Annotated in this window: 21 protein-coding genes; 13 read left to right on the forward strand and 8 right to left on the reverse strand. The window is 67.6% G+C overall.

Annotation, left to right across the window (positions count from 1 at the left end):
• Positions 1-17 precede the first annotated feature (17 nt).
• The 6 genes from AB1281_RS09910 (at position 18) to AB1281_RS09935 (ending at position 4,782) form a co-directional block, all read left to right on the forward strand.
• Entirely contained in the window at positions 18-956 is a 939-nt protein-coding gene (locus AB1281_RS09910; protein ID WP_430345767.1) for a cyclase family protein, read from the forward strand.
• Positions 953-1,276 carry a MoaF-related domain-containing protein gene (locus AB1281_RS09915; protein ID WP_430345768.1) on the forward strand — a complete coding sequence of 108 codons (324 nt, stop codon included), beginning with the start codon at positions 953-955 and terminating at the stop codon, positions 1,274-1,276. The genes AB1281_RS09910 and AB1281_RS09915 overlap by 4 nt, the downstream gene beginning before the upstream one ends.
• A gap of 125 nt (positions 1,277-1,401) precedes the next feature.
• Entirely contained in the window at positions 1,402-1,779 is a 378-nt protein-coding gene (gene copC, locus AB1281_RS09920; RefSeq protein ID WP_014037362.1) for a copper homeostasis periplasmic binding protein CopC, read from the forward strand.
• Positions 1,780-1,789: 10 nt separating this feature from the next.
• Positions 1,790-2,674 (forward strand): copper homeostasis membrane protein CopD, encoded by an 885-nt coding sequence (gene copD, locus AB1281_RS09925; RefSeq protein WP_430345769.1) that lies wholly within the window; start codon positions 1,790-1,792, stop codon positions 2,672-2,674.
• 45 nt (positions 2,675-2,719) lie between these two features.
• Positions 2,720-3,418 (forward strand): heavy metal response regulator transcription factor, encoded by a 699-nt coding sequence (locus tag AB1281_RS09930; protein WP_014037364.1) that lies wholly within the window; start codon positions 2,720-2,722, stop codon positions 3,416-3,418.
• Positions 3,415-4,782 (forward strand): heavy metal sensor histidine kinase, encoded by a 1,368-nt coding sequence (locus AB1281_RS09935; RefSeq protein ID WP_430345770.1) that lies wholly within the window; start codon positions 3,415-3,417, stop codon positions 4,780-4,782. Before AB1281_RS09930 ends, AB1281_RS09935 begins: the two co-directional genes overlap by 4 nt.
• Positions 4,783-4,847: 65 nt before the next feature.
• Here the strand turns inward: AB1281_RS09935 and AB1281_RS09940 are convergent, their stop codons facing one another.
• On the reverse strand, positions 4,848-5,741 hold the full coding sequence (locus tag AB1281_RS09940; RefSeq protein WP_430345771.1) for a LysR family transcriptional regulator: 894 nt from the start codon (positions 5,739-5,741) through the stop codon (positions 4,848-4,850).
• Between the two features lie 105 nt (positions 5,742-5,846).
• Here AB1281_RS09940 and AB1281_RS09945 point away from each other — a divergent pair, with 105 nt between their 5' ends.
• The gene (locus AB1281_RS09945) at positions 5,847-6,590 is read left to right on the forward strand and encodes an SDR family oxidoreductase (protein WP_430345772.1); all 744 of its coding nucleotides are present in this window, start codon (positions 5,847-5,849) and stop codon (positions 6,588-6,590) included.
• 100 nt (positions 6,591-6,690) lie between these two features.
• Here the strand turns inward: AB1281_RS09945 and AB1281_RS09950 are convergent, their stop codons facing one another.
• The 3 genes from AB1281_RS09950 to AB1281_RS09960 are packed head-to-tail and all read right to left on the reverse strand — an operon-like array spanning position 6,691 to position 12,181.
• Positions 6,691-9,768 (reverse strand): efflux RND transporter permease subunit, encoded by a 3,078-nt coding sequence (locus AB1281_RS09950; RefSeq protein ID WP_430345773.1) that lies wholly within the window; start codon positions 9,766-9,768, stop codon positions 6,691-6,693.
• Positions 9,765-10,937 (reverse strand): efflux RND transporter periplasmic adaptor subunit, encoded by a 1,173-nt coding sequence (locus AB1281_RS09955; RefSeq protein ID WP_430345774.1) that lies wholly within the window; start codon positions 10,935-10,937, stop codon positions 9,765-9,767. The genes AB1281_RS09950 and AB1281_RS09955 overlap by 4 nt, the downstream gene beginning before the upstream one ends.
• Positions 10,934-12,181 carry a TolC family protein gene (locus tag AB1281_RS09960; RefSeq protein ID WP_430345775.1) on the reverse strand — a complete coding sequence of 416 codons (1,248 nt, stop codon included), beginning with the start codon at positions 12,179-12,181 and terminating at the stop codon, positions 10,934-10,936. Before AB1281_RS09960 ends, AB1281_RS09955 begins: the two co-directional genes overlap by 4 nt.
• Before the next feature lie 62 nt (positions 12,182-12,243).
• Here AB1281_RS09960 and AB1281_RS09965 point away from each other — a divergent pair, with 62 nt between their 5' ends.
• The gene (locus AB1281_RS09965; protein WP_430345776.1) at positions 12,244-12,918 is read left to right on the forward strand and encodes a response regulator; all 675 of its coding nucleotides are present in this window, start codon (positions 12,244-12,246) and stop codon (positions 12,916-12,918) included.
• Positions 12,911-14,293 carry a sensor histidine kinase gene (locus AB1281_RS09970; RefSeq protein ID WP_430345777.1) on the forward strand — a complete coding sequence of 461 codons (1,383 nt, stop codon included), beginning with the start codon at positions 12,911-12,913 and terminating at the stop codon, positions 14,291-14,293. Before AB1281_RS09965 ends, AB1281_RS09970 begins: the two co-directional genes overlap by 8 nt.
• A gap of 93 nt (positions 14,294-14,386) precedes the next feature.
• Here AB1281_RS09970 and AB1281_RS09975 read toward each other — a convergent pair whose 3' ends face one another.
• On the reverse strand, positions 14,387-16,738 hold the full coding sequence (locus AB1281_RS09975; RefSeq protein WP_430345778.1) for a GH92 family glycosyl hydrolase: 2,352 nt from the start codon (positions 16,736-16,738) through the stop codon (positions 14,387-14,389).
• 462 nt (positions 16,739-17,200) lie between these two features.
• On the opposite strand from AB1281_RS09975, the gene AB1281_RS09980 reads away from it, so the two are divergent.
• Complete coding sequence (locus tag AB1281_RS09980) at positions 17,201-17,443, forward strand: hypothetical protein (RefSeq protein WP_430345779.1); 243 nt, start codon at positions 17,201-17,203, stop codon at positions 17,441-17,443.
• A 121-nt stretch (positions 17,444-17,564) separates the two neighbouring features.
• Entirely contained in the window at positions 17,565-18,149 is a 585-nt protein-coding gene (locus AB1281_RS09985; RefSeq protein ID WP_430345780.1) for an NUDIX hydrolase, read from the forward strand.
• Positions 18,150-18,167: 18 nt separating this feature from the next.
• Here AB1281_RS09985 and AB1281_RS09990 read toward each other — a convergent pair whose 3' ends face one another.
• Both AB1281_RS09990 and AB1281_RS09995 read right to left on the reverse strand, forming a co-directional pair.
• Positions 18,168-18,491: a thioredoxin family protein gene (locus AB1281_RS09990; RefSeq protein WP_430344918.1), complete on the reverse strand. Its 324-nt coding sequence runs from the start codon at positions 18,489-18,491 to the stop codon at positions 18,168-18,170.
• Positions 18,492-18,496: 5 nt separating this feature from the next.
• A complete protein-coding gene (locus AB1281_RS09995) occupies positions 18,497-18,913 on the reverse strand; it encodes a host attachment family protein (protein ID WP_430344917.1) in 417 nt (138 codons plus the stop codon).
• Positions 18,914-19,095: 182 nt separating this feature from the next.
• Between AB1281_RS09995 and AB1281_RS10000 the strand changes: the two genes are divergently transcribed.
• Both AB1281_RS10000 and proP read left to right on the forward strand, forming a co-directional pair.
• Positions 19,096-19,224 (forward strand): hypothetical protein, encoded by a 129-nt coding sequence (locus AB1281_RS10000; RefSeq protein ID WP_256202341.1) that lies wholly within the window; start codon positions 19,096-19,098, stop codon positions 19,222-19,224.
• Positions 19,225-19,484: 260 nt separating this feature from the next.
• The gene (gene proP / locus AB1281_RS10005; protein ID WP_430345781.1) at positions 19,485-20,972 is read left to right on the forward strand and encodes a glycine betaine/L-proline transporter ProP; all 1,488 of its coding nucleotides are present in this window, start codon (positions 19,485-19,487) and stop codon (positions 20,970-20,972) included.
• Positions 20,973-21,057: 85 nt separating this feature from the next.
• Here proP and AB1281_RS10010 read toward each other — a convergent pair whose 3' ends face one another.
• Complete coding sequence (locus AB1281_RS10010) at positions 21,058-21,675, reverse strand: hypothetical protein (RefSeq protein ID WP_430345782.1); 618 nt, start codon at positions 21,673-21,675, stop codon at positions 21,058-21,060.
• Between the last annotated feature and the right edge of the window lie 53 nt (positions 21,676-21,728).

Consider the following 21,728-nt stretch of genomic DNA (forward strand, 5'->3'; position numbering starts at 1 on the left):
GTTGCCGGAGCTTTGCCATGAAGATGAAGACCCTGGCCGCGCTTGCGCTGGCCACCCTGCCGCTGTCCTTCCAGGCCACTGCCGAGGACTGGTATCCCTCTGCCTACGGCGCCAACGACGAGATCGGCGCGGCCAACCTGCTGACCGCGGACGTGGTCAAGCACGCGGTATCGCTGGTCAGGACCGGCAAGACCTATCCGCTGGCGGTGCCGGTGGACAAGAGCCTGCCTGCGTTCCGCCACCGCAGCTTCCGCCTGTACAACGTGCAGGTCGGCCAGCAGGCCGGCAAGTCGCTGGGCCCCAACAAGTTCACCTTCAACGATGAACTGGTCAACGCCTGGACCGGCGTTGGCACCCAGCTCAACGGCATCGGCCATATCGGCATCGACAACGTCTACTACAACGGCAACAAGGCCGCCGACTTCGTCACCGTGGACGGCGTGCGCAAGCTCGGCGTCGAGAAGGTGCCGCCAATGGTCACCCGCGGCGTCGTGCTGGACATGACCGCGTACTACGGCAAGGCGATCGTACCCGGCGGCACCGAGTTCACCGTGGCCGACATCCAGGCCGTGCTGAAGAAGCAGGGCCTGAGCCTGCGCAAGGGCGACGTGGTGCTGTTCAACACCGGCTGGCTGGAACTGATCGGCAAGGACGACAAACAGTTCCTGGAAGTGGAACCGGGTATCGGCATGGAGGCCGCGAAGTGGCTGGCCGACCAGGGCATCGTCGCCTTCGGTGGCGACACCTGGGCCTCGGAGGTCTACCCGAACCCGAACGGTGCCGAGGAGTTCCCGATCAACCAGTACATGCTGGCCAAGCGCGGCATCTACAACCTGGAGCTGATCGACAGCCGCGCGCTGGTGCGCGACAGGGCCTGGGAGTTCCTGTTCGTGCTCGGCCAGCCGCTGTACGTCGGCTCGACCCAGGTCAACATCAACCCGGTGGCGATCCGATGAACACCGTCACTGACCTTCCCATGTTCGCCGGCCGCCGCTTCCGCGTCAGCTATGACGGCCTGGTCGCCGACAATGTCTACAGCGCCGATGGCCGCCTCGTGCAGTACGCCATCGTCTCTGGCGCCTATGCCGGTGCGCAGGGCGAAGCCGCCTGTGAATGGCAGCGGATCAGCGAAGGGGTCTATGCGATTTCGTGGCAGGAAGCCGATGGCGCTACGGTCGTGCATGTCGACGACTTCGTGGGCGGGCGTTCGCTGGCCTGGTTCACAGCCACCGATGGCAGTTTCCATCGCATGCAGGGGCCGCTGCACGCGCTGTGATGCCGGCCAGCGGCCGGCACCACCTTGTTAGTGGGCCGAACATTACAGATCGGTAATGTACGGGTCAGGGCAGCGAAAGGCGCCGCCCTCCACCCTGAGGGCCACTTCCCTGCCGGTGCCTGCGCATGACCCGTTCCCTGTTCCGCCCCGCGTCGCTCATCCTTCTGCTGTCCAGCCTCGCGGTTGCACCGCTGGCCCTGGCCCATCCCAGCCTGGTGCGCTCGACGCCGGCCGCCGACGCCAGCGTGGCTCCGGCCAGCCAGATCGAGCTGCAGTTCAGTGAAAAGGTGATGCCGCGCGCCACCCGCATCGAACTGAGCATGGACCATGGCCGCATGAAGATGGCCATGCCCACCACCGCGCAGGACATCTCCGAAGACGGGCACACCCTGCGTGCCCGCTTCGCCAAGCCGCTGCCGGCAGGCAACTACGCACTGCAGTGGCGCGCGGTCGGCCAGGACAGCCATCCGATCACCGGCAGCTACCGCTTCACCGTGAAGTAGGGCGACGGTCGTGGCCGAGCTCTCGCCGTACGCGCTGCGGCTGGCGTTGTACCTGGTGCTGATGCTGCTGTTCGGGCGGATCCTGTTCGCCCGCCCCGCGCTGCCGCGTCGCGTCCTGCTGGCGCTCGCGCTGATCGCGTTGCTGGTGGGGGTCACCGATGCCGTGACCCGGTTGTCCAGCGTGCTCGGTCTGTCGCCGGCCGACATCGACCTCGGCATGGCGCGCTGGTTCCTTACCGGTACGCCGGTAGGTGAAGCGGGCCTGCTGCGCCTCCTGGCGCTGCTGGCGACGCTGCCGCTGCTGGCATTCGCCGCGCCGCTTCGGGGCCTGCGCCGCGTGGCCCTGCTGGTGCTTTCCGGCACGGCCCTGGCCAGCCTGTCCTGGAATGGGCATGCCGCTGCAGGCGATGGGTTCGGCGGTACCTTGCGGCTGGCGGCCGGCATCGTGCATCTGCTGGCCGCCGGCGCATGGATCGGCGCAATTGCCGCCATCCTGCAGCTGGCGCTGCGTCCGCAGGGCCTGCGCCTGCGCGAACGCACCCATGAACTGTGGCAGGCCGCGCACCGCTTCGCCCTGCCCGGAACGATCATCGTCGCCACGCTGGCGATGACCGGCACCTATACCTATGTCGATCTCGGCGGCTCCCTGCAGACCCTGACCGGCACCGCGCATGGTCGATGGTTGCTGTTCAAGCTGGCGCTGGTGGGCGGCATGCTGGGGCTGGCGGCACTGCATCGCTGGCGGCTGGTGCCGGCGCTGGCCACCTCCATCCGCGGCGGCTGGCAACCGCGGCCGCTGCGCTCCCTGCGCCACAGCCTGGCCTGCGAGTCGGTGCTGGCGCTGCTGGTGCTGGCCTGCGTGGCGGTGCTCGGTACGCTGGACCCGTTGGCGTGAGCCTGGGCAGCCGGCCTGCACGCAAGCTGCGATGATGGGCGCATCATGAAACTGCTGATCGTCGAAGACGAACCCAAGACCGGCAACTACCTGCGCCAGGGCCTGATCGAAGCCGGCTACGTGGTCGATCTCGCCTGCAACGGCGTCGACGGGCTGCACCTGGCCGGCAGTGGCGAGTACCAGCTGGTCATCCTCGACGTGATGCTGCCCGGCCTGGATGGCTGGAACGTGCTGTCGCGGCTGCGCGAAGCCGGCTGGCAGGTGCCGGTGCTGTTCCTCACCGCGCGCAGCAGCATTGCCGACCGCGTGCAGGGCCTGGAGCTGGGCGCCGACGACTACCTGGGCAAGCCGTTCGCCTTCGCCGAGCTGCTGGCGCGCGTGCGTACCCTGCTGCGTCGGGGTCAGGCGCTGCCGCAGGCCGAGCGCATCGTCATCGCCGACCTGGTGGTGGACACCCTGCGCCGCCGGGTCGAACGCGCCGGGCAGCGCATCACCCTCAGCCCGAAGGAATACACCCTGCTGGAACTGCTGGCGCGACGCCGTGGCGAGGTGCTGCCGCGCTCGTTGATCGCCTCGCAGGTGTGGGACATGAACTTCGACAGCGACACCAACGTGATCGACGTGGCGATCCGCCGCCTGCGCGCCAAGATCGATGATGGCTTCGACGCCAGGCTGATCGTCACCGTGCGCGGCATGGGCTACGTGCTGGAGGCGCCGGACGACGGCGCAGCGCACGGCGGATGAACCTGCGCCGCTCCATCGCGGTACGGCTGACGCTGCTGTTCGCCACCGTCGCCACGCTGGTGCTGGCCGTGCTGGGCGTGGCGATCTATGTCAGCGCCCGCCACGACCTGGTCGCCCAGGATTTCATCGAACTGGAAAACAAGGTCGCGCTGATCCGTGACCTCGCCGGCAATGGGCCTGCATCCGCGCGCGGGCAGCGCTTGGCCGAGGCGCTGGGCCACCATCCGGATATCGCTTTCCACATTGCTGATGGGAGCGGTGCGGTGCTGTTCTCCACCGCACCGGCACTGCTGCGCGAGCATGCTCGCAGCCAGCCGATCGACGCTGAGCCACGGCGGCACGACTGGATCCTTGCCGATGGCCGCTGCATGCATGCCCTGCACCTGCGCCTGACCCTGGCCGATGGCAGCCAGCTGGTGACCCTGCTGGCCATCGACGACGACCGCCATGCCGACTTCCTGCAGCGCTTCCGCCACCTGCTGGCGATCGCGATCATCGGTGCCGCCGTGGCCAGCAGCCTGCTCGGTGGCTATGTGGTGCGGCGAACACTGCGGCCACTGCGCACGCTGGCCGATGAAGCCCGGCAGATCACCGCCGGCCGGTTGCAGCGGCGCCTGAGCGCGCGCAGTGCACCGGCCGAACTGGAACAGCTGGCGCAGACCCTCAACGGCATGCTGGCACGGTTGCAGCAGGACTTCGCGCGGCTGACCGGGTTCTCCGGTGACCTGGCCCATGAACTGCGCACCCCGATCACCAACATGCTGACCCAGGTGCAGGTGGTGCTGGCGCACCCGCGCAGCAACGAGGCCTATCGCGAGACGCTGGTGTCCTGTGCCGAGGAGCTGCAGCAGCTGGCGCAGACCGTGGGTGACCTGCTGTACCTGGCGCAGGCCGAAGCACCGGGCGCGCTGCCTTCGCGCGAGCCGGTGGCGCTGGACGCGGTGGTGGATTCGCTGTTGGAGTTCTATGACCTGCTGGCCGAAGACCGGCAGTTGACCCTGCATCGCGAAGGCACCGCGCGTGTCGAAGGCAACCGGCTGATGCTGCACCGGGCGATCGCCAACCTGCTGTCGAACGCGTTGAAGCACGCGGCACTGGGCAGCGACGTGCGGGTGCGGCTGGTCGAGGACGGTGATCTGTGCAGGATCAGCGTGCACAACATCGGCCCGCCGATTGCCGAAGAAGCACTGCCACGCCTGTTCGATCGCTTCTATCGCGGCGAGCGTGGCCGCCACGAGGGCGCCGGACTCGGCCTGGCGATCACCCGCGCGATCGCACAGGCGCATGGCGGAACGGTAAGCGTGACCTCCGATGAAACCGGCACCGTGTTCGAGCTGGTGCTGCCGACCGTCGCCGCCCGGTAGTGCCGGCCGCTGGCCGGCAACCCCGGCACATCAAGCGTGTTGCAGTTGCCGGCCAGCGGCCGGCACTACCTCATCTGGTCGAACACCCCGGCCACCCAATCAATGAACACCCGCAGCCGCGGCGAAGGCGTACGGTTTCGCGGGTAGACCAGGCTCAACGGGCTCGGTGTCGGCGGCGAGTCCGGCAATAGTTCAACCAGCTGTCCGCTTCCGATGTACGGGTCCATCCGGTAGCGCGGCGCCTGGATGATGCCCAGGCCCGCCAGCGCGGCGCCGAGGAACGCATCCGCACCGGACACACGCACGCTCACCGGCAGCGGCACATGGCGCACCTGCGCGCCCTGCTGGAACTCCAATGGAATCAGCTGGCCGGTGGCACTGGAGCGGTAGCCGACCATCCGGTGGCCTTGCTCCAGCGATTCGATGGTGCCGGGCACGCCATGTGCCTGCACGTAACCTGGCGAAGCCACGGTGACCTCGCTCAGCAGCGTCAACCGTCGCGCCGCCAGATCGCTGTCAGCCAGCGTGCCGACACGCAGCGCCGCATCCACGCCTTCGCGCAGCAGATCCACGTAGCGATCGCCCTCGCTGACCTCCAGTTCGATCTCCGGGTAGCGCTGCAGGAAGTCCGGCAGGTGCGGAAACAGCAGGTGCCGGCCCAGCGTGCCATGCACTTCAATGCGCAGCAGGCCACGCGGCGGCACGTCACGGAACGCGGCTTCGGCATCGTCCATGTCGGCGATCAGGCGCAGGCAACGCCCATAGAACGCCTCGCCTTCCAGGGTGGGTACCACCAGCCGCGTGGTCCGGTGCAGCAGGCGCACGCCCAGCCGCTGTTCCAGCGCCTTGATCGCGTCGGTCACCGTGGCCCGCGGCAGGCCCAGGTCCTCGGAGGCACGGGTGAAGCTGCGGCGCTCGACGATACGGACGAAGGCGCGCATGGCCGTGAAGCGGTCCATTGTTCGGCTGCCCGGATGATGTTGGCGAATTATGCATGATTATCCGGATGGGAAAGATGACGAAGATGGCCCTGCGCCATTCCGGCGTGCCTGCTGGACGCCACCATGACCCCCTCCCCCACCCGCTCTGTCGCCCTGGTCACCGGCGGTTCCCGCGGCATCGGCGCCGCCATTTCCCGACGCCTCGCCGCCGATGGCCATGCCGTGGTGATCAACTATGCCGGTCGCCGCGATGATGCCGAGGCATTGGCCGCCGAGCTCAACGCCGCTGGCGCGCACGCCCTTGCCCTGCAGGCCGATGTGGCCGACCCGCAGGCGGTGCGCCAGCTGTTCGACGCCATCGAGGCCCGTTTCGGCGGCATCGACGTGGTGGTCAACAGTGCCGGCGTGCTGCAGCTGGCGCCGCTGGCCGACAGCGACGATGCCCTGTTCGAACGGGTGATCGGGATCAACCTGAAGGGCGCCTTCAACGTGCTGCGTGAAAGTGCGCGACGGGTGCGCGACGGCGGCCGCCTGATCAGCCTGTCCACCAGCGTGGTCGGCATCCGGCTGGAGAACTACAGCGTGTACGCGGCCAGCAAGGCGGCGGTGGAGACGATGGGCGCGATCCTCAGCAAGGAGCTGCGCGGGCGAAACATCACCGTCAACGCGGTAGCGCCCGGCCCGACCGCCACCGATCTTTTCCTGGACGGCAAGTCACCCGAGCTGATCGAGCGGTTGGCGAAGATGAATCCCCTGGAACGGCTGGGTACGCCGGAGGACATCGCCGGCGCGGTGGCCTTCCTGGCCGGTGCCGATGGCCGGTGGATCAATGGCCAGGTGCTGCGCGCCAATGGCGGGATGGTGTAGTTCGCGGCCATCGCACACCGGTAGTCGCCCACCTTGGTGGGCGATTCGCCGTCTGCCAACCAAGGTTGGCATCTACCGGGCGGAGAACCGGATATCGCCGTCAGCCCGTCCGCGCCTCGCGGCGCCGGTGCACCCAGTAGTACAGCGTCGGCAACACCAGCAGGGTCAGCAGCATCGCCGACAGCAGGCCGCCGATCACCACCACCGCCAGCGGCTTCTGGGTCTCGGCACCGATCGCATGCGAGGTCGCCATCGGCAGCAGGCCGAACATCGCCAGCAGCGCGGTCATCAGCACCGTACGCAGGCGCTGCAGCGAGCCCTGCACCACCGACTGCAGCAGGTCCATGCCCTTCTCGCGCAGCTGCGCGAAGCGACTGAGCATCACCACGCCGTTCAGCACCGCCTGCCCGAACAATGCAATGAAGCCGATGGCCGCCGACACCGACAGCGGAATGCCGGTCAGCCACAGGGCCAGGATGCCGCCGATCATCGCCAGTGGCACGTTGGCCAGGATCAGTGCTGCGCTGCTGATGTCCTTGAAGGCATCGAACAGCAGCACGAAGATGATCAGCACCGACAGCGGAATCACCCAGCCCAGCCGCTTCATCGCACGCTGCTGGTTCTCGAACTCACCGGACCATTCCAGCCGGTAACCTTCCGGCAGCTGCACGCTGGCATCCACGCGCTTGCGCATGTCGGCCACCACGCTGCCCATGTCACGCCCGGCGATGAAGATGCTCACCGCCTTCACCCGCTGTGCGTTCTCGCGCGAGATGTTGATCGCGCCGCTGGCCATGCGGAAGTCGGCCACGTCGGACAGCGTCACGGTGTGGCCATCGCCGATGCCCACCGGCACCGTGCGCAGCCGCTGCAGGTCACGATCGGCGTCGTCCAGGCGCAACGTGATCGGGAACTTGCGGTCGCCCTCCCACAGCTCGCCGACCTGGCGCCCGCCCAGTGCGGTCTCGATCACCTCGTCGATGTCGCGCACGTTCAGGCCATAGCGTGCAGCGCGGTCGCGGTCGATCTCGATCTGCAGCTGCGGCAGGGAGCCGTCGCGGTCGATGAAGGCACTCTCCACGCCCTCCACGCCACGCACCTGCCCCAGGATGGCCTGCGCGTGCTGGTTGAGCACGTCCAGATCCGAGCCACTGACCTTGATCACCACCTGGCCCTTGATCTGCGAGATGCTCTCCAGGATGTTGTCGCGCACCGGTTGCGAAATCGAGAACTCCGGCCCCGGAATGCGCTGCTCAAGCGTGCGCTGCAGGTCGCTCACCAGCTGCCGCTTGTCCACGCCCTTCGGCCATTCCTTCTCCGGCTTCAACGCCACCAGTGCTTCGATCTGGTTGGCGCCCTTGGCATCGGAGCCGTCTTCCGGCCGCCCCAGCTTGGCCACCACCGTCGACACCTGCGGGAAGGTGCCGACCAGCTCACGGATGCGCCGCGACTGCTGCTGTGCTTCGGCCAGGCTGGTGCTGGGATCGAGCGTGGCGGTCAGCCAGATCGATCCCTCATCCAGCTCGGGCAGGAACTCCGAACCCAGGCGGGTACCCAGTGCCAGCGTGCCGACCAGCAGCGCGACCGCGGTCAGCACCACCACACGCGGGCGCGCCAGTGCGCGCTCCAGGATCGGCCGGTACCAGCCGGTCAGGCGGTCCATCAGCGGGTTGCCGTCGCGCATGCGGTCGCGCCGCAGCCACCAGTAGCAGAACAGCGGTACCACGGTCAGCGCCAGGATCAACGCACCGATCAACGCCGAGGTCACCGAGTACGCCATCGGCGCGAACATGCGGCCTTCCTGGCGCTGCAGGGTGAAGATCGGAATGTGCGCGGCGATGATGATCAGCATCGAGAAGAACGTCGGTCGGCCCACTTCCGATGCGGCCGAAAGAATGGTCGAGAACCGCGTCTTCCGATCAGCCGTGGGTGGCAGCTTCGACAATCGCGAGACGATGTGCTCGGTCACGATCACCGCGCCATCGATGATGATGCCGAAGTCCATCGCGCCCAACGACAGCAGGTTGGCCGGCACGCCCCACAGGTGCAGGCCGAGGAAGGTCGACAGCAGCGCCAGCGGCATCATCGCCGCCACGATCAGCGCGGCGCGGGCGTTGTACAGGAACAGCCACAGCACCAGGAACACCAGCACCGCGCCTTCCAGCAGATTGCGGAAGACGGTCTTCAGCGTGGTCGACACCAGCCATGAGCGGTCGTAGAACGGCTCGATGCTGACCCCGGCCGGCAACTGGTTCGCCTGGATCTCGGCAATGCGCGCATGCAGGGCGTCGAGCACGTCGGACGGATTCTCGCCCTTGCGCATCAGCACCATGCCGAACACCGCATCGTCATTGTCGTCCTGGCCAACCAGGCCCTGCCGTGGCAGGCCGGTATCGGCGATGCTGGCCAGGTCGCGCACCAGGATCGGCGTGCCACCGCGCTGCGCCACCACCACGTTGCCGATGTCGGCCGGCGAACGCATCAGGCCCACGCCGCGGATCAGGAACTGCTGCTGGCCGCGCTCCACGTAGCCGCCGCCGGCGTTCGAGCTGCCCTTCTCCAGCGCCTCGGCGAACTCACCGAGGCTGATCCCGCGATCACGCAGCTTGTCCAGGTCCGGCTTGACCTGGAAGGTGCGCGCGAAGCCACCGAAGCTGATCACATCGGCCACGCCGGGCACGGTGCGCAGGCTGCGCTCCATCGTCCATTCCTGCACGGTGCGCAGCTGGGTCGGTGTCATGTGCGGGCCCTTGAGCACGTAACGGTAGATCTCGCCCACCGCCGAACTCATCGCCTCCAGCTCCGGGCTCACCCCTTCCGGCAGCTCCACGCCCTGCAGGCGCTCCAGCACCTGCTGGCGTGCGAAATAGTCATCAGCCTTGTCGTCGAAGGTCAGGATGATCATCGACAGTCCGAACTGCGTATGCGAGAACACCCGCACCGAATGCGGAATGCCGGACAGCGCCACTTCCAGCGGCATCGTCACTTCGCGTTCCACCTCTTCGGCCGCGCGGCCCGGATGCAGCGATACCACCGTCACCTGGGTGTCGGAGACGTCCGGGAAGGCCTCCACCGGCAGCACGCGGAACGCGGCGATGCCAGCGCCGATGAACAACAGCAGCGCCAGCATCACCATCAGCGGCTGGCGCAGGCAATAGGCAATCAGGCGATCGATCATGGGGCCGCATGCCCCGTGCCGGTGCTGGCCGCTGCCGGCGCACTGTCAACCAGCTGCTGCAGCAGCAGGCCGCCTTCGACCACCACCTTGCTGCCTACCGCCAGGCCCTCACGCACCCACAGGCGGCCATCACCCAGTTCCTCCGCGTGCACCGCGTGGCGCACGAAGCGGCCCTTGCCCTCTTCGAGGAACACCACCTGCTTTCCATCAATCAGCAGCACCGCTGCGTCGGGCAGCGAGACACCGCCCTCGGCCGGCAATGCAACCTGCGCACGCACGTACTGGCCCGCTTTGAAACTCCGTGCTCGGTTGTCCAGCTCGGCACGCGCCTGCACCACCCGGCGTTCGCTGTCGACGAAGTCATCCACGTGCTGCAGGGCCGCCTGCAGCGGCTGTCCATCGGCGCCGGGCACGCTCACCTGCATGCCCGCTTTCAGGCGCCCGGCCAGGCTCTCCGGTACATCCAGCAGCAACCACAATCGGTCCGGATCGCCAACCACCGCCAGCGGCTGTTCGCTGTCGGGGCTGACCGCCATGCCCGGGCTCATCCGCCGCTCCACCAGCACGCCATCGATGGGTGCGCGCAGCGGCAGCCGCTGGTCGACGTGCTGGCCATTGCCATAGGCCTTGGCGAAGGCGGTCGCACGCGCATGATCGGCCTGGCTGCCGGCGAAGTTGGCCTCGGCCTCGTCCAGCTCGCGGCCGGACGCCACACCCGCGGCATGCAGTTCACGGGTACGGTCCAGCTCCTTGCGCGCCTGCTGCAGCTCGGCGCGGCCACGCACGCCCTCCGCCTGCGCCTGGCCGAACTCGGGCGAGGTAATCCAGGCGATCACCTGGCCGGCCTTCACTTTCTGCCCCGGCTGCGCCTCGATGCGCGCCACCTGCCCCGCCAGCGGCGTGCGCAGCGCGCTGGAGCGCGTCTCGTCCCAGACCACCCGGCCCGGCAGCTGCAGGCTGGCGCTGGCGCCGGCGGTCACCGCCTCGCTGCGCAGCACGTCCAGCTGGCGGCTGTCGGCGGGAAACTGGATCTGGCCGGCACTGACCTGCGGCGCGTCCTCGGCATAGGACGCCGGCTCGCGACCGCAGCCGCCCAGCAGGGCCAGCGCCAGCAAGGCCGGCAGCATGGCGTGTCGCGCCCGCGGGCGATGGGCGACGGTGGACTTCATCGGGACTCTCCTTCAGCAACGGATGTGGCCGCTTCCCAGCGCGCCAGGGCAATGGCATGGTCGGCACGCGCTTCGATCAGCGCGGCCTCGAAATCGCGCCAGCTGCGGCGCGCGTCGAGCAGATCGGTCAGGCTGGCGGCGCCACGGCGATAGGCCAGTTCGATGCCCTCCACCGCCTTGCGTGCAGCGTCGGACTGCAGCCCCTCGTAATCGCTGCGTCGCTGTGCGGCGGACTGCGCGCTGGCCTGCAGCTGGTCCAGTTCGGCGCGCGCTTCGCGCTGCAGCACCTGCAGCTCCAGCGCGGCACTGTCACGGTCGGCCTCGGCACGCTGGATCGCGCCGCGTGCACGTGACAGCCCTCCCAGCGGAATGGTCAGCGACACGCCCCAGGTGACGCCACTGATGTCGGTCGGCTCACGCTCCGCTTCCACGCCGAGCTGGATGTCGCGATGGCGCTCGCTGCGTGCCAGCGCCACGCCGGTATCGGCAGCAGCCAGGCGCGAGCGCGCCGCGCGCAGGTCGGCGCGTTGCTGCGGATCGAACGCGCGCACATCGGCCACGCTGCTGGCATCCGGCCAGGGGTCATCGGCGCTGAGGTCGCGGCTGTCATCGCTGCCGAGCAGCAGGCCCAGCGCATGCCGCGCGTCGCGCAGATCCAGGGCCGCTTCGCGCGCCGCGTCGGCCACCGCCAGATCGTCCACCGCCAGCCGCGCGCGATCCACCGGCGCCATCGCCCCGGTGGCCACCTGCTTGTCGGCCGCCGCCATCTGTTCGACCGAACTCTGGCGGTTGGCGTCGGCAATCTGCGCCCGCTCCTGCGCACCCTTCAGGCCGAAATAGGCTTCATGCAGTGCCACCTGCTGGCGGCGCCGGGTGTCGAGCATGTCCAGCCCGGCCACTTCCAGCAGCGCGTCCGCCTGGCGGATGCGCAATGCGCGCTTGCCGCCGCGCTCCCAGGTCCAGCCCAGGCCCAACGTGCTGTCCACCCGCTTGTCCTGCCAGCGCCCCGGGCCGATACCGTGCTTGGGGCTGATCTTGCTGGTGCCGATCGACAGCTCGGTGGGCGGGCGCAGTGCCGCTGTCTGCGCATCGCCCTGCACCCCGCGCAGCTCCAGTGCCGCCGCGCGCAGGTCCGGGTTGTGCGCTTCCATTGCACGCTGCGCATCCGCCAGGGACAGCGCCGAAGCCGCAGGCGCGCACGAAAGGGCGGCCAGCAGGGCCGCAAGACGAGGGGAGAAATTCATGCGCGTCACGGTAAGGTGACGCACTTGCGCCAAACTTGCCCCAACCTTGCACGAAGCTTGCAATGCGAATCCTGCTGATCGAAGACGACGCCGCCCTGGCCGATGGACTGATCCGCGCCCTGCAGGGTGCCGGCCATCTGTGCGACCACCTCTCGCGCGGGCTGCACGCGCCGGCTGCACTGGCCAGCGCGCCGTATGACGTGATGGTGCTCGACCTTTCATTGCCCGACGTCGATGGCCTGGACCTGCTCTCGCGCCTGCGCAACGAAGGCGTCACCCTGCCGGTGCTGATCCTGACCGCACGCGATGGTGTGGAGGACCGCATTCTTGGCCTGGACCGCGGTGGCGATGATTACCTGGCCAAGCCGTTCGCACTGGGTGAGCTGGAAGCCCGCCTGCGTGCACTGTCGCGCCGCCGCAGCGATGCACCTGCGCAGAAGCGATTGGGCCGCCTGTGCTTCGACAGCATCCGCAATGAAGCGCAGGTGGACGGCCAGCGCATCGAACTGACCGCCCGCGAGCTGTCGCTGGTCGAGGCACTGATGCAGCACCCCGGCCGCACCGTCACCAAGCAGCGCCTGTTCGACGCGCTGTACAGCTGGGATCACGAGGCCAACCTGTCGGTGATCGAAGTGCATGTCAGCCGCCTGCGCCGCAAGCTGGAACAGGCGCGCGCCGGCGTCGGCATCCGCATGCTGCGTGGGCTGGGCTATCGGCTGGAGGCCGGCGGTGACTGAGCGCGTGCACAGCCTGCGTGGCCTGCTGCTGCGCCGCCTGTGGCTGCCGCTGCTGGTACTGCTGCTGTGCAGCGCAGTGGGTTCGTTCGCGCTGGCGCGCTTCTACGCCGGCCAGGTCTACGATCGCTGGCTGCTGGACTCGGCGATGTCGTTGTCCGAGCTGGTGAAGGTGCAGGACGGGCGTGCCTCGATCGAGATCACCCCGGCGGTGTCGCGCATGTTCACCTGGGATACCGCCGACGAAGTACATGGCGAGGTGGTGGATGCCGACGGCGGGCGACTGTATGGCGACCTGCCTGAAGCGCTGCCACGCCCTGCGGCCGGCCCCGCAGGTGATGACGATGCCGTCTACTACGATGCGCGCCTTCGTGGGCAAGCCGTGCGCATGGTGGAAGTGGTGGTCAGTGCCGGGCCGGGCCACGATATCCGGCTGCGCGTGGCCGAAACGCTGCGCAAGCGCCATCGCCTGGAACGCAAGCTGCTGCTGACCAGCATCCCGTTCCAGGCCGCGATCCTGGCGCTGGCCGCATGGTTGGCCTGGTCGGGTACCGGTGCCGCCGCACGGCATGCCAACCAGGTGGCGCGGCGCTTGGCCAGCCCGCGCCCGGACCCGCTGGCGCCACTGGAGCCCGCGCAGGAAGCCCCACGCGAACTGTGGCCAGCAGTGGAAGCCTACAACGCGCTGCTGCAGCGTCTGGACGCCATGCAGGCCGCGCAACGGCGCTTTGTCAGCAACGCCGCACACCAGTTGCGCACGCCGCTGGCGGCGATGCAGGTGGAGCTGGAGAGTTCGCTGCGCCAGCATGATCCGCAGGCGCAGCAGCTGGCGCTGTCCGGCACGCTGGCCGGGCTGGCGCGGCTGCAGCACCTGGTCAACCAGCTGCTGATGCTCAGCCGTTCCGAGGATCCGCATGGCAGCGCGCTGCCGCTGCAGCCGCTGGACCTGGCCACGCTGGCGCGAGGCGTGGTGGAGCGCTACGCCGACCGTGCGTTGGCGGCGGGCGTGGACCTGGGCTACGAGGGACCCGACGACGGCGTGCAGGTACAGGGCAATCCGCAGCTGCTGCGCGAGGCGCTGGGCAACCTGCTGGACAATGCGCTGCGCTACGGTGCCGTGCCTGGTGTGATCACCCTGGGACTACAGCAGGATGCCGAGGGCGTGCAGGTGTGGGTGGACGATGACGGCACCGGCATTGCCGAGGCCGAGCGCGCGCGCGTCACGGAACGCTTTTACCGGGCCAGCAGTGAAGGCGATGGCTGCGGGCTGGGACTGGCGATCGTGGCCGAGATCGCGCAGCGGCATGGTGCGGCGCTGGTGATTGATGGCGCGCCGATCGGTGGCGCGCGGGTGGGGTTGCGGTTTCGCTCCCACTGACGTCCGGCGTGCCAACCAAGGTTGGCACCTACCAAAGGCCCCACGGCCGGCGGATTCCGGTAGATGCCAACCTTGGTTGGCACCTACCCATCATCATCGGCTCATCGAATACGGCGCCTGCGCGCCCTGCCCCGGCCAGTCCTTGTTCGGCTCGGCCTGCATGCTGAAGCGCAGCTCACCACCGGCCAGGATCTCGTCGTGGCGCAGGAAGGTGCGCTGCAGCGGCTTGCCGTTGAGGCTCACGCTGCCGACGTAGGTGTGCCTGTCGTCCAGCCCCTCGGCCACGATGGTGAACGTCTTGCCGTTGGGCAGGCGCATCGCGGTCTTCGGCAGGAACGGGCGACCCAGGATGTACTCGCCCGAACCCGGTGCCACCGGGTAGAAGCCCAGCGCAGTAAACACATACCACGCCGACATCTGGCCGACGTCATCATTGCCAGCCAGGCCATCGGGGCGGTCGGCGTACTGGGTGTCCATGATCTGCTTCAGGCGCGCCTGCGTGCGCCATGGCTGGCCCGCGTACGAATACAGGTAGGCCACGTGGTGGCTGGGCTCGTTGCCATGCGCATACCAGCCGATCAGGCCGGTGATGTCTTCCATGTGCTCGAAGATGGACGGATCGACCTTGGCGTTGAACACCTCGTCCAGGCGCGCGAGCAGCTTGTCACTGCCACCGTGCGCTGCCGCCAGGCCGGCCACATCCTGCGGCACGTACCATGAGTACTGCCAGGCGTTGCCCTCGGTGTAGTCGGTGCCGTAACCACTGGCACTGGGATCGAACGGCGTGCGGAAACTGCCATCACGCTTGCGCGCACGCATGAAGCCGGTGTCCTTGTCGAAGGCATTGCGCCAGTTGCCGGCGCGCTTGTCGAAGGTGGCCGCGACATCGGTCTTGCCCATGGCCTGCGCCATGCGTGCGATGGTCCAGTCATCGAAGGCATATTCCAGCGTCTTGCTGGCCGCTTCGCCTTCCTCGTCGATCGGCACGTAGCCCAGCTCACGGTACTGCGCGATGCCATCGTACGGGCCGTAGTTGGCAGTCTCGACCATTGCCTTCAGCGCCTTGTCGGCGTCGAAGCCGCGGATGCCCTTCACGTAGGCGTCGGCGATCACCGGCACCGCGTGGTAGCCGATCATGCACCAGTCTTCCAGGCCATGGAACGACCACACGGGCAGCATGCCGTAAGGGCTGTGCTCATGGTGGGCCAGCATCGAATTGACGAAGTCGCTGTTGCGCTTCTCCGGCTGCACCAGCGTCAACAACGGGTGCAACGCACGGTAGGTGTCCCACAGCGAGAACGTAGAATAGTTCGTGAAACCATCGGCTTTGTGCACCGCGTTGTCCGAACCGCGGTACTGGCCATCGGCATCCATGAACAACGTCGGCCCCAGCATCGTGTGGTACAGCGCGGTATAGGCGCTGCGCCGCGCATGTTCCGGCGCATCGATATCGAGCACCGACAGCGCCTGCGTCCATTCCTGCTTTGCCTGCGCACGCACACGGTCAAAATCGAAGTCCGCCACTTCCGCGTCGAGGTTGGCGATGGCACCGGCTTCGCTGACCGGCGAGATCGCCACCTTGACCACCAGTGGTGCGTCCAGCTTGCCGAATGCGAAGGTACCGACCAGCTGGCGGCCTTCGATCTGCGCACGCTGCGCGGGATCCTTCTCACCCGGCGGGGGGAAGCCCTTGTAGACGATGTCCTGCTCGGTGTTGTGCAGCTCGTGCCCGGCCAACGGGCGCGAGAAACGCATCGCGAAATACAGCTGGCGGCCCGGCGCCCAGCCGCGCGTCTCACGGAAGCCGGTCACCGTACCGTCGGCGCGCACCCGCACCCGCGACCACAGCACCTTGCCCGGATAGTCGTACATGCTGGTGCGCATGTCCAGCAGCACCTTGGCGTCGGTGCCCTTGGGGAAGGCATAGCGATGCACGCCCACGCGGCTACTGGTGGTCAGTTCGGCACGCACCTTGTAGTCATCCAGGGTGACCGCGTAGTAGCCCGGCTCGGCCTTCTCGTCAGCGTGGCGGAAGCGCGATGCATAGCCGCTGCGCGGCTTTTCCGGATCACCGCGCTCCAGGCCGGGAGTGCCGGTGAACGGCATCAGCAGGATGTCGCCGAGGTCCGAATGCCCGGTGCCGGAAAAATGCGTATGCGAGAAGCCGACGATGCTGCTGTCGTCGTAGCGGTAGCCGGCCGCCCAGCCATAGGCCTTCTCGCGCGGCTGGATGCGTGTGTCCGGGCTGAGCTGGACCATGCCGAACGGCACCGTGGCACCCGGGTAGGTATGGCCCTCGCCACCGGTTCCGATGAAGGGATCGACCGCGGCATAGGCGCGTTCTGCGGCGGACTTCGGCGGGGCCGCCAGGGCCGCACCGGAGGCGAGCATGGCGGTGGCGGCGAAGGCGATCAGGAGACGACGGTCCAACGTGGGCATCGGCATTTGGATCGATTCAGGTGGTAGTCAGATCCTAGCACCGGGCCTGCCGTGTCGCATGCTGCAGTGCAGCCGTCGGGACCGGCACGATGGATTGCACGTAATTGCATGGCCGCGCACCGAATCACCTCTTAGCCTTCCCCTTCCGCTCTTCCTGATCGGTGCCTATGCGCCAACGAATGTCCATACATGCACCGCTGAAAGACCACGCCTTGGGAACAGTGGAGAACGAAACAAACCATCAATTGGCGCGCAGCGCCATGGCCTGCCCAGGATGGCGCCGCAGCGGACATCCCGCTGCCGGGATTGGAACCCCCGAAAAGAAGGGACAGAGATAGCTCGTCGTAACTACGGCGGGCGCTGCGTGTGGCCGTCAGGCCCTCCGGTTTTCTCTGTTCCTTCCGGGAGTTCCAAGCACGCATCGCCCGCCACCCTTGCGGTGGCCCTCGCTTCCCAAGGAGTTCCCGCATGAACCAACGTCCGCTCAGCCCGGCCATGGAGTCGCTGTTCCAGCGCATCGAACATGCCCTCAACAGTGCCGAAGGCATGGCCATCCTCATCGGCGAGCAGTATGGCCCCGAGCCGAAGCCTCCCACGCCGATGGGCTACAACCCCAGGCAGATCGCCAATGCGATGGTCATGCTGAGCCAGCATGGGCGATGTCTGCTGCGGGCGCTGCGCGAGGACGCGGAAAAGGTGACCTACCACTAGGTCGCCCTGCAGCCGAGCCCCGCTGGGCCCAGGTTGCAGGTCCAGCGCGCGGCCGCCTCACGCGGCACTTGCTGCGTGCCCCGGCCCGCCCTACCCTGCGCCCACACCTGGGAGAGCACACATGGGCGCCCGCGCTGCACGATGGCTGGTGATCGCAAGCCTGTCCGGTACCGCACTGGCCGCCCACGCGGCGGCACCCGTCGCCGCACGGCCCCCGCAGGACGACTACACCATCCTGCGCCTGCTGGTCACCGACGAACAGGGCCGCCTGCTGCTGGAGCACAACCGCAGCGGCTGGATGACGCCCGCCGTGCGGGCCAACCGCAAGCAGAGCATCCAGGAGGCATTGCGGCAGCTTTCAGCAGATCTCGGCCTGCAGGTTTCGCCGATGAAGCTGGCGGCGATTTACAGCTATCGCTTCAACGAAGACCCGCCGGACCCCGCGCACGATGCAGTGTCGTTCCGCCAGCACTATCGTGCCGAACTGCGCGCCGGACAGGCCCCCGCCACGAGCGCGGAAAAGGCGTACCGGTGGGTGACCCGCGACGAGGCCGCCGCACTGATCGGCATGCAGGCCCTGCGCATGGAAACCATGCAGGTGCTCGACCATCCCGGAACGCTGTGGGGCGGCGCCTTCGAGTTGTCGTTCAAGGGCGATGAGGCGACCGGCACCGAGCTGGTCGAACCTTTCTACCCCTTGCGCTGACCGCGCGCATGGCCGCGCTCACCCCCCTAGCGCCGCCTGCAGCGTTGCCAGGTCGGCACGGTCCACGGGCCGCACCACCCGCGCCACTTCCTGCCCGTCATGCAGCAGCACCACGGTGGGCCACAGCTTTACCTTGAATGCACGCCCCAGTGGCCGCCCTTTGCCGTCCTCGATCTTCCAGTGCACCAGATCGTTGGCATCCACGAATGCCTGCAGCGCAGGTTGCGCCGCCTGGCAATGTCCACACCAGGGCGCTCCGAACTCCAGCAACTGCCAGCCCGCCTGTGCTTCCACATCCACGCGGGCCGGCTCCACCGACAGGTGATCACGCATGAAAGGCATGCGCGCTACGCCGCCAACGCCTTCTGGATATCCGCCAACGGTGCGTTGGTCAGGTCCTTGGCGATTTCACCCAGCAGGCGCGCCTGCACTTCCTTGTGCAGCAGCGGCCGGATGCGCCCCAGCGTGGTCGGGTCGGCCACCAGCACCAGGTGCGCATAGCGGTTGTTCAGTGCATCTTCGTTGAGCTGCTCGGCCACCTGCTTGGCGAACGTCGCTTCGTTGAGCTGGGAGATGGACATGTCCTTGGGCACCGCACCGGCCGGCCCCTGCCCGGATACACCCTGTTCGCTGATGTCCTGCAGGCGCAGTTCGCCTTCCTGCTTCAGGGCCAGCTGATGTTCGCTGCCGACGTTGGTGAACACGCGGGCCGAACCACCGTCGGCGACGATGATCAGCGTACCTTCGGGAATGCGACGGGTCATGCGATGCTCCTTCTCGATTGCGTTCACCCCCACCGTAGACAGCGTTGCGTGAGCGGCGCGACCAGAGTTCGTTCAACGCATGTCATTGCGTTGCGTGCGCGCATGAACAGGCGCGATGGAACACAGCGTGCAGTTCCGTCTGCTTCGCTGCATGCTCACGCCGATGCCGTTATGATGAACGGATGATCGACACGACCCACTACGTGACGGGCGCACCTGTTACGTGGGAAGCACTGCCGACCGGCGCTTCGCTTGCCACGAATGCTCCCGCCCTGCATTTCCATCGCCTCGCGCTGGATCCCGGCGGATGACGCCCGCAGGCCCGCTGCCTGCATTCCCTACGCTGCTGTGACCCCCGGCCGCTGACTTCGCGGCCGCTGTGATTGCGTTGCCGCGTTTCCGCCCCTGCGGCGGTGCTTTGCCGTGCGCGTGGCGTTGCGCCTGCACACCTTCCCCGGCCCCCACGCCGCCTTCCGATGCCCCTGCGCCGCTTGCGCCTGCATCGCCGTTTCCGATTTCCGGGACCTGTCTCACCGCTCATTTCCCCGCTTCTACCCACAAGGGAGCCCCCATGCAGGACACCCCCGATGCACATGCCCATTTCGGCTGGTTCAAACGCCGCCGCCACCTGAAGGTCGATGAGATCACCGTCGTCGACAAGCCCATGCTCAAGCGCGCCGTCGGCGCCGCCGCCCTTGGCAATGCCATGGAGTGGTTCGACTTCGGTGTCTACGGCTATCTCGCCGTCACCATCGGCCAGGTGTTCTTCCCGTCCAGCAATCCCACCGCACAGGTGATCGCCGCCTTCGCCACCTTCACCGTGGCCTTCCTGGTGCGCCCCCTGGGCGGCCTGGTGTTCGGCCCGCTGGGTGATCGCTATGGCCGCCAGAAAGTGCTGGCGTTCACCATGATCCTGATGGCGCTGGGCACCTTCTCGATCGGCCTGATTCCCGCCTACGAACGCATCGGCATCTGGGCGCCGGTGCTGTTGCTGCTGGCACGCGTGGTGCAGGGTTTCTCCACCGGTGGCGAGTACGGCGGCGCGGCCACCTTCATCGCCGAGTATTCCACCGACCGCAACCGCGGCCTGATGGGCAGCTGGCTGGAGTTCGGCACGCTGGGCGGCTATATCGCCGGCGCCGGTACCGTCACCGCGCTGCACATGCTGTTGAGCAGCGAGCAGATGCTGGACTGGGGCTGGCGCATTCCGTTCCTGGTGGCCGGCCCGCTGGGCCTGCTCGGCCTGTACATGCGCATGAAACTGGAGGAAACCCCGGCATTCCGTGCCTTCGCCGAGGAAGCCGAGAAGCGCGAGCACGACCGGCCCGGGCTGGGCGCGCTGTTCCAGGTACACGGCCGACAGCTGCTGGTGTGCATGGGCCTGGTGCTGGTGTTCAACGTCACCGATTACATGCTGCTGACCTACATGCCCAGCTACCTCAGCGTCACCATGGGCTATGCAGAGAGCAAGGGCCTGCTGCTGATCATCATCGTGATGCTGGTGATGATGCCGCTGAACATCGTCGGCGGATTGTTCAGTGACAAGCTTGGCCGCCGCCCGATGATCATCGGTGCCTGCATCGCGCTGCTGGTGCTGGCGGTGCCGTGCCTGCTGCTGGTCGGCAGCGGCAACGACGGGCTGATCTTCCTCGGCCTGATGCTGCTGGGGCTGGCGCTGGTGTGCTTCACCAGCTCGATGCCGTCCACGCTGCCGGCGCTGTTCTACACCCCGGTGCGCTACAGCGCGCTGTCGATCGCCTTCAATGTGTCGGTGTCGCTGTTCGGTGGCACCACGCCGCTGGTGACCGCGTGGCTGGTGGAGCGTACCGGCGATCCGCTGGTGCCGGCCTACTACCTGATGGGCGCGGCGGTGATCGGGCTGGTGACCATGCTGTTCGTGAAGGAGACCGCCGGCCTGCCGCTGCGCGGTTCACCGCCGGCCGTCGGCTGCAGGAAGGAAGCCGCTGCGCTGTTGATGAGCGATGCACCGGTGACGGTGGACCCGACCCTGCCGCCGCTGCCGGACGTTGCGGACCCCGAGCAGGTGAAGCCGGCCTGAGGCTGGGCGCAGAACGCGATCCACGCATGGCGTGGATCTATAGAGTCAGTGGCGCCGGGCGGATACGCCCGGCGCTACCCAGGCGCTACTTCTTGATGCGGGCCAGCTTCCCCGGCGTCCAGCGCAGCGTCCAGGTGTAGTGACCCTCCGGCGGGCAGACGTGGCGGTTCGGGCTCATCCATTCGCAGACTGTTGCCCCGGCAGTGACCGTGAAATCGACAATGATGCGATCACCCTGGATGCGGATGGCGCGGATGGCGCCTGGAATCTGTTCAGCCGCGTCGTCACCATAGCCATACCTGCGGATGGCGGCATAGTCCTCTGCTTCCACCGGCGACAGGCTCTTCGGGTTTTCCTGGCCGCGCGGATCGTTCGCCGTCAGCGCCGTCATCACCGCCACGACATTGCTTTGCGCGAAGCTGCCACCTGTGTAGGTGGACGTGTAGAAATACACGACCTCGGCACGGCCATCACCATCGAGATCGGCAACTCCCGTCCACACCGGACGGAAGTCCGATTCGATATCGTCACCGGGAATACGCCGCAGACTGGCTTCGGCGGCCCGGTAGGCCTGTACCAGGCTGGGTGGCGGCACCATGCGCTTGACGGCAGGCTGTCCGGCCATCGCCGGCAGGCTGGACAGTGCCAGCGCAGCAAGCACCAGGCAGATCGAAGTGGAGCGGAACGTCGCAGGTCCGTGCATGTCATCCTCCTTGAATGTGCGGCCAGTCTAGCCGCCGCTCCGGTGGCGCCCAG

Source organism: Stenotrophomonas sp. NRRL B-14846 (genome assembly GCF_050473585.1).
Lineage (GTDB): Bacteria > Pseudomonadota > Gammaproteobacteria > Xanthomonadales > Xanthomonadaceae > Stenotrophomonas.